The organism is Aliirhizobium sp. YIM B11859 (assembly GCF_057163345.1).
Window position 1 is genome coordinate 134,539 of sequence record NZ_JBXHAY010000003.1, and the last position, 13,485, is coordinate 148,023.

The following is a 13,485-nucleotide window of genomic DNA, read 5'->3' on the forward strand; positions in this document are numbered from 1 at the left end:
GGCACAGGCTGCGTTGGTCAGCTTGAATGTTTTCGCCGGGGCTCGAGAATTTTTCTCGATCGTCTCAGAGATGGTCGATGATCCGGCCGTCGAGGGCGTCGATGCCGAGGCAGAGTATGGCCAGTGAAAAAATAACGATCAGATAGGTCGTGGCTTGCGCCCTGAACCTGCTGCGCGGTGCGCCTTCCACGGCGGATGCCAACAAGGCGTTGGCGGAGCTGATTTTACCAGCGAGCGCTTCATTCAATATGTTGTCAGCAATGTCTCGGTCATTCTTCATGCGAAAGGTCCTTGATCAAAGGTCCCAGGTAACGGGTGTTGCTGACAATCACCTGAAGACCTGTTCACACGGTCATACCAACCAAAGATGACACATTCATGCCAGCGGCCTGTGCCTGCGCGCGGATATGTGCGTGCAGCTTGGCCTGATAGCGTTTCAGTTTCAGTCGATTGAGCGCACTGCTCATCGCATAGAGACCGAACACGGATTTCTCGCCGGTCCCGTCGACGCAGATGACCCGCGGCTCCCCCTCGTGGCTGTTGCACCAGACGAAGTTTCCAAGATTGGCATCCATCAACACCACATGGAGTTTTGCCGCTTCCCGAAAAAAGCTGTTCAATCCATCAAGATGTTTCTGTTCAAAGCGCTTTTCCTGGATGAGGCGCCGCAGCGTCGGAGCAAGGGAGCCATCACGCGACGCGATCCGCTCGACCACCATTCCCAGCCCCTGGCTTGTCTGGACGAAGCCGTGAATTTTCGCGATCGGCAGTTTCTGCTGTTCACCGCCGAATTTACGCGCAAGGTTGAGATATTCCTCAAGCTCCCGGCGAAAAACCATATAGGCGCCAAAACGGCGCTTCTTTTTCAGAAAGTAGAGCCTGCTCTTGACCTTGCGGTTTCCACCTGCGGTCTGGGCACTGGCCTTGACGGTCTTGATAAGAATATCCGGGTTCGACCTGCTTTCGAACAGATTGCGAGCGGCGCCTTGTCCGGCGAGCCTCCATTGGGCGAGATCCACCCATTCAGAAATCAGGTGCGTCATGCAATATTCCGTCGTTACATAAATGTGCCTCGGCCTGTGCGACGTCGCTCAGCCGATCTTCCGGCAGAGGATCCATGGCTGGGATTCGTCTGCGGCGTGGACAAGCATATTATTATGCGCTTGCAGTCGACCAATGCAATCCGAAGATCGCGGCAGTCCCGAGATTGAACGTTACTATATAGAAACGTGACGCGGTCCGGACAGTGGATCGTGCCCTATGCCGCAGGTCGTCATTGAGCATGACTGTCATCGCCGGCAATTCGAATCGCGGGAGCAGCCGGCTGCGCCATGGTGCCGTTGCAACCGACACGAATGTCGGCAGCCGTGCAGCCCTGGCGCTAATCCTTGATCTCGATCCCCGCTTCGATTGCCGCGGCAATGAATGCGAGCTTGGCGGCTTCCGCCGATTTCTTGCCTTTCATGGCCTGTTCGAACACGATCAGCGCCTTGTCGAGCGCATCTCCGTCTTCGACCGGCCAATCTTCGATCAGTGCCCACGAGGCTTCTTGAAGGTTGCTGATGGTGGTGAATTGACCGGGGCCTTCCAGCGCCAGGGTCACTCCCTTGTTCCAGCTGATGCTCAACTCGCTATCTCCAGATGCAGATTTGGCAACCTCTTAGCGCCAACCGGCAGACATTGCGAGATGTCGGCATCCTTATCTCCTTGCCGATAAGGTATGTGCTGTCCCGCATGCCCTAGAGCCAGCGAGGCTCAACCGAACGGCGAGGCCACGAGGTATGGAGCCGGAGCTTTTCGCACAGGAGGCCATGACCATCCTGCAGCCACTCCGGATCATCCCGTCCCGGCCTCGCTCTTGTCGTATCACTTCTTTTTCACACCGCTATCTGTGTTTTTGACCTGTGAACCGAGCGTGGCGGCGGGCGTTGCAGCCGCCTTGTCCTTCTTGGGTTTGCGGGTTTCCTTGTTGCTTCGAACTTGACCTTTAGCCATTGTCTGCTCCTGCTGTGTCTGGAAGCGCATAACCCGCCCAAAGCAAAGGGAATGCAAGCGTTTTTGTCGGGGCTTTGCTCGAAATGATTGCCGATCCTGCAAGCCGCAGGATTTAACCGTCGAGGTCGATCCGCATGGCGTGGAAAACTGCCCGTGGCCGGATAAAGCGACACCCGCCAGAGGATCGGGAGGCCGGTACGACACGAGATCTATCCGGCGCGATTTCCCGCGCCGCACCGCGCGACAAAGTCTGGATTGGCGAAGTCGGCGCAGTCCGCACGCCCGGTTTTGCCGTAACGCAGCGGCTGCCCATTGAGGTCGAATGTCATTCCGCCTGCGGCCCGAAGCACGGCGTCGCCGGCAGCAGTGTCCCATTCCATCGTTCGGCCAAAGCGCGGATAGATATCGGCCGTACCTTCGGCGATCAGGCAGAACTTCAGCGAAGACCCGACAGTCCTGATTTCCGAGGCGCCGCAGCGGCTGAGAAAAGCGTCCGTTTCCGGTGACCGGTGAGAGCGGCTGGCAAGCGCGATATCCGGCATGGCGAGTGTTCGGGCGCGCATCGGTTCGCGGCGCAGGACCTGAAAATGCCCGTCGATCCAGAGTTTTTCCGCGCCGTTCGGACTGCCGAGATAGGCGATGCCAAGCGCCGGGGCATAAACGACGCCTGCGACCGGCACGCCATTCTCGATCAACGCGATATTGACGGTAAAGTCGTCATGGCCGCCGACGAATTCCTTCGTGCCGTCGAGCGGATCGACCAGAATGAAGGGCGTGCCGGCAATCTTCGGGATGTGCCCGGCGGCAGCCGATTCTTCGGCGACGACCGGGATCCGCGGGCAGGAAGAGTGGAGTTCAGACAGAATGATCGCCTCGGCCCGCTCGTCGGCTTCGGTCACCGGCGAGGCATCGGCCTTGTAATGGACATCCGGTCCGGCAAGGTGGATGTCCATGATGGGCTGTCCGGCCAGAAGGGCCGCGCGTTCGAAAATGGACAGGATGGCGGTGAGGGGTGGGGTGATCATCATGATCGTCATCCCATGCCACGTTTTCGGACTTTATTGGAGTCCCTCGTCAAAACATGGTGGGCAAAGGCATTCGGCGGTGCCGACATCTGACGCGGCAACCACCTGAGGCGTCAAAGGCGATCCTAATGATTGCGTCGCGCATCAGAGCAATTCCAGCGAAATTAGGAACCGGTCTTGTGTCCGGAATTGCGTGGAAACAAAAAAGCAGGAGCAGTTTCGCGTCTCGAAGAGAGGCAGAGATGCTCTAATGTGCCTGCCTGCCTGTCCTCCTCACCATTCCGACGGTGAAAAGGCTGGTAAGGGACCAGACGATCTCGAGGCCGATCTGCCCGAGCAGATGGATCAGCCTCCCCATCAGCTCGATGAGACCGGGCTCCTGCATGTTCGGCATCTGCGGCAGCGGCCGTGAGCCGGGAACTGCCGTATGATCGGCGGCAGTTCTAGCCGCGGAACTGTCCGTCCCTGTATCACCGCTCGCCAGCATTGCCCGCTTGCTGATCAGCGCCGCCAGCCCGAGCGTCGGCCGCTGCGTGTCATCATCCTGCGGCGTCAGGTCCCACCGGCCGGATAGAAACGTCTCCGGTTCTATCCGGTAGCCGGCCTCGATGGCAGCCTCGATGAAGTGAACCCGCGCCAGCGCCGGCTCGGCACTGCCGGTCAGGACGTTGCGGCAGGAGAGCACCGCCGCCATATGGGTTTCGGTCCGCTTCGTCGGCCATGCGCCGACCAGCATCAATGCGGCGTCAAGCGTGTCGGTAATGAACACCGTCCCCGGTCGTCCATACATCTCGATGACGACGGGAGTTTTCCAGGCACCTGTTTCCATGCGTGTCTCCTGCGTTCAATATTAGGAGATGAGCATGTAAAGCTTGCGCCAGGATGGATTTATGAGGAAATCCTAATTTTACCGAACGCCATCAGCGCTTGGCCGCCAGATGCAGGCGAGACGCATAAAGAGCGATCGCTGCAGCATTGGAGACGTTAAGTGATTTGATCACGCCGGGCATGTCGAGACGGGCGAGTGCACTCACGGTTTCGCGGGTTTTCTGCCTGATACCCTTGCCTTCCGACCCCAGCACCAGAGCGATCCGATCACCCGTAAGCGTTGCCTCGATCGGGGCAGGGCCCTCCGAATCGAGCCCGATCGTCAGGAAGCCGAGCTTGTGAAGTTCCTGCAGCGCATCGGCAAGATTGGTGATCTGGATATAAGGAATGAGTTCGAGCGCGCCGGACGCCGACTTGGCGAGCACGCCGGATTCGGTCGGGCTATGTCTCTGGGTGGTGATCACGGCGCCGGCGCCGAAAGCGACGGCCGAGCGCATGATGGCGCCGACATTGTGCGGGTCCGTCACCTGGTCGAGGACCAGAATCAGCGGGCTCTCCTTCAGGGCTTCGAGCCGGCGTACTGGAAGCGGCTGGGTTTCCAGCATCACGCCCTGATGGATTGCCTCGGGGCCGAGTACCTTGTCTATATCCTGCGGCGAGACGAATTCGACAGGGAAGGGAAGGTCCGTCGAGACACCGATATCGAGCCGCACGAAGGCATTCTGCGTGACCGTAAGCTTGATCAGCTTGCGTTCCGGATTGTCGAGCGCCGCACGCACCGTATGCAGGCCATAAAGATAGACCTGGTCCGCCTGCAGTTGCGGCGGCTTCCAGTCCTTGGCCGGTTTCTGGCGCGTCGGGCGCGGCGTGGGGATTTCTCCGCTTTCACGCTTCTGGTCGCGCACCGCGCGCCTCAACGTTGCGTAATGCGTGTCGCGGGGAGATTTGTTTTTGGGGTCTTTTGTGCTCATGCAGCCTTATATCTGTGAGCGCCTGCGCAGCATAGCCCTCTCAGTTGGGGGTAATGCAGCGAATGAAATTTTTTCGTCATTTTTCCAAAGAGGTCGTGTTGACAGACGGAAACGAGGCGGTCATATAGCCGCCACAGACGACGGGGCGACAAGCTTTCGGGCCAAGCCTCCTGATCTGACGAACTTGGTCTCACGATCCAGACGGAATACTGGAGGGATGCCCGAGTGGTTAAAGGGGACGGACTGTAAATCCGTTGGCTCAGCCTACGTTGGTTCAAATCCAACTCCCTCCACCATTCTGTCACCGGATCGGAACCAACCCATACCGCGGGTATAGCTCAATGGTAGAGCAGCAGCCTTCCAAGCTGAATACGCGGGTTCGATTCCCGCTACCCGCTCCAAAAAATCCGATCAAAGACCATCTGTAAACGCGCAAACGACGCCTTCGGCCGCGTTTTGTAGGCAGCTGCCTCGCTTTTATACGGCCCGCAGCAAGGCTTTTTCCCCTCCTCCCTTGTCCCGGAGGCCTGCCGCAATTATGTCTTGCGCAATCCCATGGAAAGCCTTAAACGGCTGCACCAAACCCGGGTCCGGGTCCACCTCTATATTCACAGGAAGCATTCAATGGCAAAGAGCAAGTTTGAGCGCAACAAGCCTCACGTTAACATCGGCACGATTGGTCACGTTGACCACGGCAAGACGTCGTTGACGGCAGCGATCACGAAATACTTCGGTGAATACAAGGCGTATGACCAGATCGACGCTGCTCCGGAAGAAAAGGCGCGCGGCATCACCATCTCGACGGCGCACGTCGAGTATGAGACGCCGGCTCGCCACTACGCCCACGTTGACTGCCCCGGCCACGCCGACTACGTCAAGAACATGATCACCGGTGCCGCGCAGATGGACGGCGCGATCCTGGTTTGCTCGGCCGCCGACGGCCCGATGCCGCAGACCCGCGAGCACATCCTGCTTGCTCGTCAGGTTGGCGTTCCGGCTCTGGTCGTGTTCCTCAACAAGGTCGATCAGGTCGACGACGCGGAACTTCTCGAGCTCGTCGAAATGGAAGTTCGCGAACTTCTGTCGTCCTACGACTTCCCGGGCGATGATGTTCCTGTCGTCAAGGGTTCGGCTCTGGCTGCTCTCAACGATTCTGACAAGACGATCGGTGAAGACGCGATCCGCGAGCTGATGGCTGCTGTCGACGCCTACATCCCGACGCCTGAGCGTCCGATCGACCAGCCGTTCCTGATGCCGATCGAAGACGTGTTCTCGATCTCGGGTCGCGGTACGGTTGTGACCGGTCGCGTCGAGCGCGGCATTGTCAAGGTTGGCGAAGAAGTCGAAATCGTCGGCATCAAGGCAACCTCGAAAACGACGGTTACCGGCGTTGAAATGTTCCGCAAGCTGCTCGACCAGGGCCAGGCCGGCGACAACATCGGTGCGCTCGTTCGCGGCGTCCAGCGTGACGGCGTCGAGCGTGGCCAGATCCTGTGCAAGCCGGGCTCTGTCAAGCCGCACAAGAAGTTCATGGCTGAAGCCTACATCCTGACGAAGGAAGAAGGCGGCCGTCATACGCCGTTCTTCACCAACTACCGTCCGCAGTTCTACTTCCGCACGACGGACGTGACGGGCATCGTTTCGCTGCCGGAAGGCACGGAAATGGTTATGCCTGGTGACAACGTCACGGTTCAGGTTGAACTGATCGTTCCGATCGCGATGGAAGAAAAGCTGCGCTTCGCAATCCGCGAAGGCGGCCGCACCGTCGGCGCCGGCATCGTTGCTTCGATCATCGAGTAATCGATAGATCTTCGGATCAGAAAAAAGCCCCGCTGGAGACAGCGGGGCTTTTTTCGTCAGTGTCGTGCCGATAAGGGCTTCGACGGAGGATGTGTTTCCGGCGCTGACAAAGAGCCAAGTTAGCCGCCAAGAAGCTCCTGTACATAACGGAATGTGCCGCGGTTGCGCGGCTTTCTCCATCTTTCCGGCAGCCGTGTGTCTTTTTCCATCAATCGCGCAGCAATGTTATTTGCGCCGGTCTCGAGTGCCGCACGGCCGATAAAGCCGCCGCGTACCTGCGTCGTCGCGGCGAGCGCCCGCATGAAGATGTCGAACAGTTCTGGATCGGGAAGGGGCGGGGCGGTCCAGAATTCCGCCAGCGGCGCCTGAGACGTCAGTCCCGCCACGTCATATATGGCCGAGCCGAGAGCAATGACTGGCCGGTTGAGGCCGAGAGCCGTCAGCCCGACTGTCGAGTTGACGGTCACCACGCCGGCGGCCTGTTCGATCAGCCTGTCCGTATTTCCTCCGTCCGCAAGGAAAATACGTTCACCGACGCCAAGGCGGGCGGCGACGCCGCCGATCCTGTCGGGCCAGCGCGACAGTCCGTTATCGATCGGATGAACCTTGAAGAGAAGCCGCGTTTGCGGTGACGCATGGCGGGCAAAGGACGCGATAACTGCATCGACTATGCGATACAGGTCACCGCCTGGTGAGTGGCGGATGATCTGGTAGTCGCCGGGCAATTGCAGCGGAAACAGGAAGAAGCACGCATCGCTTCCGTCGGGCAATGTCGTTGCCGTCGTAATGGTTCGCCCGGCCTCGCGCCGTCGCCGCCCGGCGGTAAGGCCTTTGCGGATCCAGCCGCTATATTCGAGGAAGGGATGGACCGCTCCATGCGTCCTGTAATGCGGATGAAACAGCGGTCCGGGCACGACATTGGGCAGGTGATAGGCGAGATCATAAAGAGCGTATGTCAGGAAACTCGCCGGGAACAGGCCGCCGCCTGTCACCGGCGCAGCATCGGCGGCAAGCGCCCTGATCGCTTCCGGCGCCTGTGGAAAACGCGAATGCGCCGACATGCCGTCCGGCTCGACGGTCAGCCAGTCCGGCCTCAGATACCCATGCTCGATGATATGGACCCTGACACCGGATGTTTGGCCGATCTCGGCAGCCGCTGCATGATAGTCGCGTCCATCGCCCAGCATCACGATGTCCGTCACCAATCGGTGACGCAGGAATTCGGCGAGATAGCGCGGCCATTCGCTTCGGCGGCCACGATAGAACGTGCCTTTCCTCGGCCACCAGAACACCATGTCGCCGAGGCTGAAATTGATACGCTCGACGCGCGCCCCGGCGGCCTCCAGCCGGTCGGCGACCAGTCTGAATATCGGGGAGGCAGGTCCCTGGAGAAACAGGAAGCTTCGTGCTTTCATGCCACACTGCTAACGTGATTTAACAACTTGAATCCGTATTTGCATTGACGACGCAGCGCGTTTGATGAGAATGCCGGATACCTTAACGACAAATAGCCGATTATCACTGCTTTTGTGTCGAAATATTCGGTGCATCCAAGGTCTCGAAGGTACCAGATCGCGTATGACCAAAGTTCTCTTTCTGCAAGGTCCCCCTTCGGTTTTCTGGAGGGAACTCTCAGATGCCTTCGAGGCGCAGGGGGTGGAGACCCGGCGGGTGAATTTTTCCTTTGGCGACCAGGTGTACTGGTTCAAGCGGGGCGCCATCAATTACCGCGGCACGCTGAAGAAGTGGCCGCGTTATCTCGCCGAACTGCTGAAGCGCGAAGGCATTACCGACATTCTCTATTACGCCGACCGTCTGCCCTATCACCGGTTTGCCGCAAGGGTGGCACGCCGTCTGGGTGTGCGCTGTCACGCGGTTGAGTTCGGCTATCTGCGGCCTGATTGGGTGACACTTGAACGAGACGGCATGGGCCGCTTCTCGCATTTTCCCAATGATCCCGACAGCATTCGCCGGATCGCCGCGCAGGTTGGCGACCCGGACTTGAAGAATCGCTATCCGCATACATTCGGGCAGGAAGCGACCAACGAGGTCATCTATAATCTCGTCGCCTATTTCGGCCGCGTGATGTTCCCGTTCTTCCGGTCCGACAAATATTACGATCCGCTTTTCGACTACCTGTCATGGCTGCCGCGCATGTTCAGGCAAAGACACGACCTGCCGGAAGGGTATTTCGACGACAAGCTGAAGCGCAACTACCTGCTCGCACTGCAGCTCCAGAGCGACTACCAGATCAGGGCGAATTCGCCTTACCATCATCTGTCGCAGATGCTTGATCAGGTGATGCAGTCGTTTTCCCGCCATGCGCCGGAAAACGGCCGGCTGATCATCAAGCAGCATCCGCTCGATAACGATCTCGAGAACTGGCGCAAGGTCGTCGGCGAACTGGCGGAAAAATACCACATCCAGAATCGTGTCCTCTTCATCGAGAAGGGCAATCTGGCGGAGATCCTGCGGCATTGCCATGGCTCGATCGTCGTCAACTCGACCACTGGCCTGCACAGCCTGAGGGCGGATGTGCCGACCATCGTGCTCGGCGCGGCAATCTTCGACATAGCTGGTCTCACCCATCAGGGCGGGCTCGACGCATTCTGGCGGCACCCGGAGCGAATCGATCGCAGCCTTCTTGCCTGTTTCATCCGTGCGCTTGCCGGCACCATTCAGGTAAAGGGCAATTTCTATCATCCGGAAGGTCGGAAACTGGGGATATCGACAATCATCGAGCGGATTGTCGCCGAGCGGGTCAATCAGCCTGACGCCTATGTCGCGGATCCTCCGCGCCTTGCCTGGCAAAGATTGCCGTGGCGCCAGCAACGCAAGGGTGTTCAGGCTCTTTTGCCCGGTGCAATCGACATTACCGGCGGTGATCTTCTCGGTGCCGGCGAGCCGGCGCTTTCGGGCGCACGCCTGGGCGATGGCGCCGATCCGCGGGGCAGTGGCTACCGATAGCGGCGGGAACGCAAAAAACACACTTGCCAAGTCGGGCGCTGCGTCTTAAAGGGAGCGCCTAGCTTACGTACGACGGTGAAAATGATTGTCATTTCACCGTTGGCCAGGGCGAAGGGGTATAGCTCAGTTGGTAGAGCGGCGGTCTCCAAAACCGCAGGTCGTCGGTTCAAGCCCGGCTGCCCCTGCCATTTAAAGATGGTCGCCGAGGCGAAATCTGGAAGCCGTTATTGGATATCCGGATGGCTGGGCGAAATTTAATCGAACATTGTTTTTCCTCTTGTGTAAAGAGGATGCGGTGTTTATGTAAGGCAAAACAGACACGCGGTGCGTGGAGCTGAGCGGAATCGGCTTTACGTGCCGTAATCGCGTGGAAAATCGATGGCATCCAAGACCAATCCGGTAACGTTCTTCAAGCAGGTTCGCTCCGAAGCCTTGAAAATTACATGGCCGTCCCGCCGTGAGACTGGGATCTCGACGGCGATGGTTCTGGTGATGGTTGTCTTTGCTGCACTGTTTTTCTTTGCTGCAGACCAGCTGATCGGTTGGCTGATACGGCTCGTGCTGAACGTCAGCGTTTGAATCTGGAGAGTGAAGATGGCGGCGCGCTGGTATATCGTCCACGCATATTCGAACTTTGAAAAGAAGGTCGCAGACGACATCGAGAACAAGGCTCGCCAGAAGGGGCTTGAGCATTTGTTCGAGAAGATTCTCGTTCCGACCGAAAAGGTGGTTGAAGTGCGCCGCGGCCGCAAGGTTGAAGCCGAGCGCAAGTTCTTCCCGGGTTACGTTCTCGTTCGCGCCAACCTGACGGACGAAGCCTACCACCTGATCAAGAACACGCCGAAGGTTACCGGGTTCCTCGGATCCGATAGCAAGCCGGTTCCGATCCCGGATTTTGAAGCCGACCGCATCCTTGGTCAGGTTCAGGAAGGTGTCGAGCGGCCGAAGTCCTCGATCTCGTTCGAGATCGGCGAGCAGGTTCGTGTTTCCGATGGTCCGTTCGCGTCGTTCAACGGCGTCGTGCAGGATGTCGACGAAGAGCGTTCGCGCCTCAAGGTCGAAGTTTCGATCTTCGGCCGCGCAACGCCGGTCGAGCTTGAATACGCTCAGGTCGAGAAGGTCTGAGTTTTGGGAATGGGATCCGCTTGGCGGGTCTCGCGCGGCGACAAGTCGCGAACCGCGTGGAAGGTGAGGGGTCTTAGCCGGACCTCAAATGATCCGCACCACGCAACCGCAGCCGCCGGACTTGTTCCGGCATCGAGGGTCGGGCAACCGGCTCGTTAGTGAAAGGCAGAGAGATATGGCTAAGAAAGTAGCAGGCCAGCTCAAGCTTCAGGTCAAGGCAGGATCGGCAAACCCGTCCCCGCCAATCGGCCCGGCGCTTGGTCAGCGTGGCATCAACATCATGGAATTCTGCAAGGCGTTCAATGCCGCCACGCAGGAAATGGAAAAGGGCATGCCGATCCCGGTCGTCATTACCTATTACCAGGACAAGTCCTTCACCTTCGCGATGAAGCAGCCTCCGGTCAGCTACTGGCTGAAGAAGGAAGCGAAGATCACCTCCGGTTCCAAGACGCCCGGCAAGGGTGGCAAGGCCGGTACCCTCACCAAGGCTCAGATCAAGACGATCGCCGAGGCCAAGATGAAGGATCTGAACGCCGCTGATATCGAAGGCGCAATGGCCATGATCGAGGGCTCTGCCCGCGCCATGGGTCTGGAAGTGGTGGCTTAACATGGCAAAGATTGCAAAGCGTCTCCAGAAGATCCGCGAAGGCGTTGATCCGACGAAGCTTATCGCTCTGACCGATGCCATCGGCATGGTCAAGGAACGGGCTGTCGCCAAGTTCGACGAAACCATCGAGATCTCGATGAATCTCGGCGTTGACCCGCGTCATGCTGACCAGATGGTCCGCGGCGTTGTCAACCTGCCGAACGGCACCGGCCGTGACGTTCGCGTCGCTGTCTTCGCACGTGGCGTCAAGGCTGACGAAGCGAAGGCTGCCGGCGCAGACATCGTTGGTGCCGAAGACCTCGTCGAAATCGTCCAGGGCGGCAAGATCGACTTCGATCGTTGCATCGCAACCCCGGACATGATGCCGCTCGTCGGTCGCCTCGGTAAGGTTCTCGGCCCGCGTGGCATGATGCCGAACCCGAAGGTCGGTACGGTTACGATGGATGTCGCTGGTGCCGTCAAGGCTTCCAAGGGCGGCGCCGTTGAATTCCGCGTCGAAAAGGCTGGTATCGTCCATGCCGGCATCGGCAAGGCCTCTTTCGAAGCCAAGGCTCTCGAAGAAAACATCAAGGCATTTGCCGACGCGGTCATCAAGGCCAAGCCGGCTGGCGCCAAAGGCAACTACGTCAAGCGTGTAGCGATCTCCTCGACCATGGGTCCGGGCGTAAAGATCGATCCGTCGAGCGTATCGGCCTGATTAAGAATTGCCGGCACCTGATTGATTTCGGGTGCCGGCGGCATGAATTCCTGGCTCTTTTGAGCCGGGAATTTCCGGAGAAATCCGGAATTCCTGTCCGAGATTGTGGGTGGCTTTAGATCCTTCGGGACTGCGGCCTTAATAATTCAAACCTGCATGAGACGGGTAAGACCCAAGTTTTCAGATGCTTGAGGCATCTCTAGAAGTTTGGTTCGAGCCTGGTGTGCCTTGTGCCTGTAGCAGATGCTGCAGAGCAGGGGGGCAGGATCCTCAAGCGCCGCTTGGGGTCTTGAAAGAGGCCCTTTGTGGCAAAGGCAAACCGATGGGGCCTGCAGGATTGCGGTCCCGTCAACTGGAGACAGACAGTGGAAAGAGCGGAAAAACGCGAATTCGTCACGGAGCTGAACGAAGTCTTCAAGGCTTCCGGTTCGGTTGTCGTGGCCCACTATGCTGGTGTCACAGTTGCGCAGATGAACGACTTCCGTTCGAAGATGCGCGCTGCTGGCGGCACCGTCAAAGTCGCGAAGAACCGCCTGGCCAAGATCGCTCTTCAGGGTACGGAGTCCGAGGGGATCGTTGATCTCTTCAAGGGTCAGACGCTTATCGCATATAGCGAAGACCCGATTGTGGCACCGAAGGTCGTCATGGATTTCGCCAAGACCAACGACAAGGTCGTTGTTCTGGGCGGCGCCATGGGTTCCACGACGCTCGACGCCGAAGCAGTCAAGTCGCTTGCGACCCTGCCTTCGCTCGACGAGCTGCGTGCAAAGCTTCTGGGCATGATCCAGACGCCGGCTACCCGTATCGCAGGGGTTGTTGCAGCACCGGCAAGCCAGCTTGCCCGCGTGTTCGCGGCCTATGCAAAGAAGGACGAAGCCGCTTAAGGCGGTTTTTCGCTGTTCAAAACCAAGTTCGAACCCATATAAGGAACTATGAAAATGGCTGATCTCGCAAAGATCGTTGAAGACCTCTCGGCTCTGACCGTTCTGGAAGCTGCTGAGCTTTCCAAGCTTCTCGAAGAAAAGTGGGGCGTTTCTGCCGCTGCTCCGGTAGCTGTTGCTGCTGCTGGCGGTGCTGCTGCTGCCGTCGTTGAAGAAGAAAAGACCGAGTTCGACGTCATCCTCACGGATGCCGGCGCGAACAAGATCAACGTCATCAAGGAAGTCCGCGCCATCACCGGCCTGGGCCTCAAGGAAGCCAAGGACCTCGTCGAAGGCGCTCCGAAGGCTGTCAAGGAAGCTGTTTCCAAGGCTGAAGCTGCTGACCTCAAGAAGAAGCTCGAAGACGCCGGCGCTAAGGTCGACGTTAAGTAATATCGAATACGACGGGGGAGAGATCATCTCTCTCCCGTTGATTTCTTCCGAACTTTTTACCCAGGATCCGTGTCGAAACGGATCCTGGGTAATGGGTTCTCAAGAGGATGGTCCCCACCGAGGTGCTAGGCAATCCGGCCTAGGGTTTCGGCAAGCG

The 13,485-nt window shown here is 58.5% G+C and carries 16 protein-coding genes and 3 tRNA genes; 11 read left to right on the plus strand and 8 right to left on the minus strand.

What is annotated here, in order from left to right:
* Positions 1-64: 64 nt before the first annotated feature.
* The 7 genes from AC2GXZ_RS12710 to rlmB all read right to left on the minus strand — a co-directional run bounded on the left by AC2GXZ_RS12710 (position 65) and on the right by rlmB (position 4,819).
* On the minus strand, positions 65-280 hold the full coding sequence (locus AC2GXZ_RS12710; RefSeq protein ID WP_483759546.1) for a hypothetical protein: 216 nt from the start codon (positions 278-280) through the stop codon (positions 65-67).
* Between the two features lie 64 nt (positions 281-344).
* Positions 345-1,043 carry a YrbL family protein gene (locus tag AC2GXZ_RS12715; RefSeq protein ID WP_483759547.1) on the minus strand — a complete coding sequence of 233 codons (699 nt, stop codon included), beginning with the start codon at positions 1,041-1,043 and terminating at the stop codon, positions 345-347.
* Between the two features lie 338 nt (positions 1,044-1,381).
* Entirely contained in the window at positions 1,382-1,627 is a 246-nt protein-coding gene (locus tag AC2GXZ_RS12720) for a DUF982 domain-containing protein (RefSeq protein ID WP_483759548.1), read from the minus strand.
* 239 nt (positions 1,628-1,866) lie between these two features.
* Positions 1,867-1,995 (minus strand): hypothetical protein, encoded by a 129-nt coding sequence (locus tag AC2GXZ_RS12725; RefSeq protein WP_483759549.1) that lies wholly within the window; start codon positions 1,993-1,995, stop codon positions 1,867-1,869.
* A gap of 209 nt (positions 1,996-2,204) precedes the next feature.
* The gene (gene cysQ, locus AC2GXZ_RS12730; protein ID WP_483759550.1) at positions 2,205-3,023 is read right to left on the minus strand and encodes a 3'(2'),5'-bisphosphate nucleotidase CysQ; all 819 of its coding nucleotides are present in this window, start codon (positions 3,021-3,023) and stop codon (positions 2,205-2,207) included.
* A gap of 244 nt (positions 3,024-3,267) precedes the next feature.
* A complete protein-coding gene (locus AC2GXZ_RS12735) occupies positions 3,268-3,849 on the minus strand; it encodes a DUF982 domain-containing protein (protein WP_483759551.1) in 582 nt (193 codons plus the stop codon).
* Positions 3,850-3,940: 91 nt separating this feature from the next.
* Positions 3,941-4,819: a 23S rRNA (guanosine(2251)-2'-O)-methyltransferase RlmB gene (gene rlmB, locus AC2GXZ_RS12740; RefSeq protein WP_483759552.1), complete on the minus strand. Its 879-nt coding sequence runs from the start codon at positions 4,817-4,819 to the stop codon at positions 3,941-3,943.
* Positions 4,820-5,030: 211 nt separating this feature from the next.
* On the opposite strand from rlmB, the gene AC2GXZ_RS12745 reads away from it, so the two are divergent.
* The 3 genes from AC2GXZ_RS12745 to tuf all read left to right on the plus strand — a co-directional run bounded on the left by AC2GXZ_RS12745 (position 5,031) and on the right by tuf (position 6,619).
* Positions 5,031-5,115: transfer RNA gene (locus AC2GXZ_RS12745), tRNA-Tyr, on the plus strand.
* 31 nt (positions 5,116-5,146) lie between these two features.
* Positions 5,147-5,220, plus strand: a tRNA-Gly gene (locus AC2GXZ_RS12750).
* A gap of 223 nt (positions 5,221-5,443) precedes the next feature.
* Positions 5,444-6,619, plus strand: a complete 1,176-nt coding sequence (gene tuf / locus AC2GXZ_RS12755; protein ID WP_483759553.1) for an elongation factor Tu — start codon at positions 5,444-5,446, stop codon at positions 6,617-6,619.
* Between the two features lie 119 nt (positions 6,620-6,738).
* Here tuf and AC2GXZ_RS12760 read toward each other — a convergent pair whose 3' ends face one another.
* Positions 6,739-8,034 carry a capsule biosynthesis protein gene (locus tag AC2GXZ_RS12760; protein WP_483759554.1) on the minus strand — a complete coding sequence of 432 codons (1,296 nt, stop codon included), beginning with the start codon at positions 8,032-8,034 and terminating at the stop codon, positions 6,739-6,741.
* 256 nt (positions 8,035-8,290) lie between these two features.
* Here AC2GXZ_RS12760 and AC2GXZ_RS12765 point away from each other — a divergent pair, with 256 nt between their 5' ends.
* The 8 genes from AC2GXZ_RS12765 (at position 8,291) to rplL (ending at position 13,328) form a co-directional block, all read left to right on the plus strand.
* Positions 8,291-9,586, plus strand: a complete 1,296-nt coding sequence (locus tag AC2GXZ_RS12765; RefSeq protein ID WP_483759555.1) for a capsule biosynthesis protein — start codon at positions 8,291-8,293, stop codon at positions 9,584-9,586.
* A 112-nt stretch (positions 9,587-9,698) separates the two neighbouring features.
* Positions 9,699-9,774: transfer RNA gene (locus tag AC2GXZ_RS12770), tRNA-Trp, on the plus strand.
* 190 nt (positions 9,775-9,964) lie between these two features.
* Positions 9,965-10,165: a preprotein translocase subunit SecE gene (gene secE, locus AC2GXZ_RS12775; protein ID WP_483759556.1), complete on the plus strand. Its 201-nt coding sequence runs from the start codon at positions 9,965-9,967 to the stop codon at positions 10,163-10,165.
* Positions 10,166-10,180: 15 nt separating this feature from the next.
* Positions 10,181-10,711, plus strand: a complete 531-nt coding sequence (gene nusG / locus AC2GXZ_RS12780) for a transcription termination/antitermination protein NusG (protein WP_483759557.1) — start codon at positions 10,181-10,183, stop codon at positions 10,709-10,711.
* Between the two features lie 175 nt (positions 10,712-10,886).
* Positions 10,887-11,318, plus strand: coding sequence for a 50S ribosomal protein L11 (gene rplK / locus AC2GXZ_RS12785; protein ID WP_483759558.1), 432 nt, complete (start codon positions 10,887-10,889; stop codon positions 11,316-11,318).
* Position 11,319: 1 nt separating this feature from the next.
* Positions 11,320-12,015 carry a 50S ribosomal protein L1 gene (rplA, locus tag AC2GXZ_RS12790; RefSeq protein WP_483759559.1) on the plus strand — a complete coding sequence of 232 codons (696 nt, stop codon included), beginning with the start codon at positions 11,320-11,322 and terminating at the stop codon, positions 12,013-12,015.
* 365 nt (positions 12,016-12,380) lie between these two features.
* Complete coding sequence (gene rplJ, locus AC2GXZ_RS12795; RefSeq protein WP_483760247.1) at positions 12,381-12,899, plus strand: 50S ribosomal protein L10; 519 nt, start codon at positions 12,381-12,383, stop codon at positions 12,897-12,899.
* A gap of 54 nt (positions 12,900-12,953) precedes the next feature.
* Positions 12,954-13,328: a 50S ribosomal protein L7/L12 gene (gene rplL, locus AC2GXZ_RS12800; protein WP_483759560.1), complete on the plus strand. Its 375-nt coding sequence runs from the start codon at positions 12,954-12,956 to the stop codon at positions 13,326-13,328.
* The last annotated feature ends 157 nt before the right edge of the window (positions 13,329-13,485 follow it).

What these genes read in the sequence shown, in the direction of transcription:
- AC2GXZ_RS12710 (WP_483759546.1), bottom strand. Translation starts at nt 280, where the DNA reads ATGAAGAATGACCGAGACATTGCTGACAACATATTGAATGAAGCGCTC.
- AC2GXZ_RS12715 (WP_483759547.1), bottom strand. Translation starts at nt 1,043, where the DNA reads ATGACGCACCTGATTTCTGAATGGGTGGATCTCGCCCAATGGAGGCTC.
- AC2GXZ_RS12725 (WP_483759549.1), bottom strand. Translation starts at nt 1,995, where the DNA reads ATGGCTAAAGGTCAAGTTCGAAGCAACAAGGAAACCCGCAAACCCAAG.
- cysQ (WP_483759550.1), bottom strand. Translation starts at nt 3,023, where the DNA reads ATGATGATCACCCCACCCCTCACCGCCATCCTGTCCATTTTCGAACGC.
- AC2GXZ_RS12735 (WP_483759551.1), bottom strand. Translation starts at nt 3,849, where the DNA reads ATGGAAACAGGTGCCTGGAAAACTCCCGTCGTCATCGAGATGTATGGA.
- rlmB (WP_483759552.1), bottom strand. Translation starts at nt 4,819, where the DNA reads ATGAGCACAAAAGACCCCAAAAACAAATCTCCCCGCGACACGCATTAC.
- tuf (WP_483759553.1), top strand. Translation starts at nt 5,444, where the DNA reads ATGGCAAAGAGCAAGTTTGAGCGCAACAAGCCTCACGTTAACATCGGC.
- AC2GXZ_RS12760 (WP_483759554.1), bottom strand. Translation starts at nt 8,034, where the DNA reads ATGAAAGCACGAAGCTTCCTGTTTCTCCAGGGACCTGCCTCCCCGATA.
- secE (WP_483759556.1), top strand. Translation starts at nt 9,965, where the DNA reads ATGGCATCCAAGACCAATCCGGTAACGTTCTTCAAGCAGGTTCGCTCC.
- nusG (WP_483759557.1), top strand. Translation starts at nt 10,181, where the DNA reads ATGGCGGCGCGCTGGTATATCGTCCACGCATATTCGAACTTTGAAAAG.
- rplK (WP_483759558.1), top strand. Translation starts at nt 10,887, where the DNA reads ATGGCTAAGAAAGTAGCAGGCCAGCTCAAGCTTCAGGTCAAGGCAGGA.
- rplA (WP_483759559.1), top strand. Translation starts at nt 11,320, where the DNA reads ATGGCAAAGATTGCAAAGCGTCTCCAGAAGATCCGCGAAGGCGTTGAT.
- rplL (WP_483759560.1), top strand. Translation starts at nt 12,954, where the DNA reads ATGGCTGATCTCGCAAAGATCGTTGAAGACCTCTCGGCTCTGACCGTT.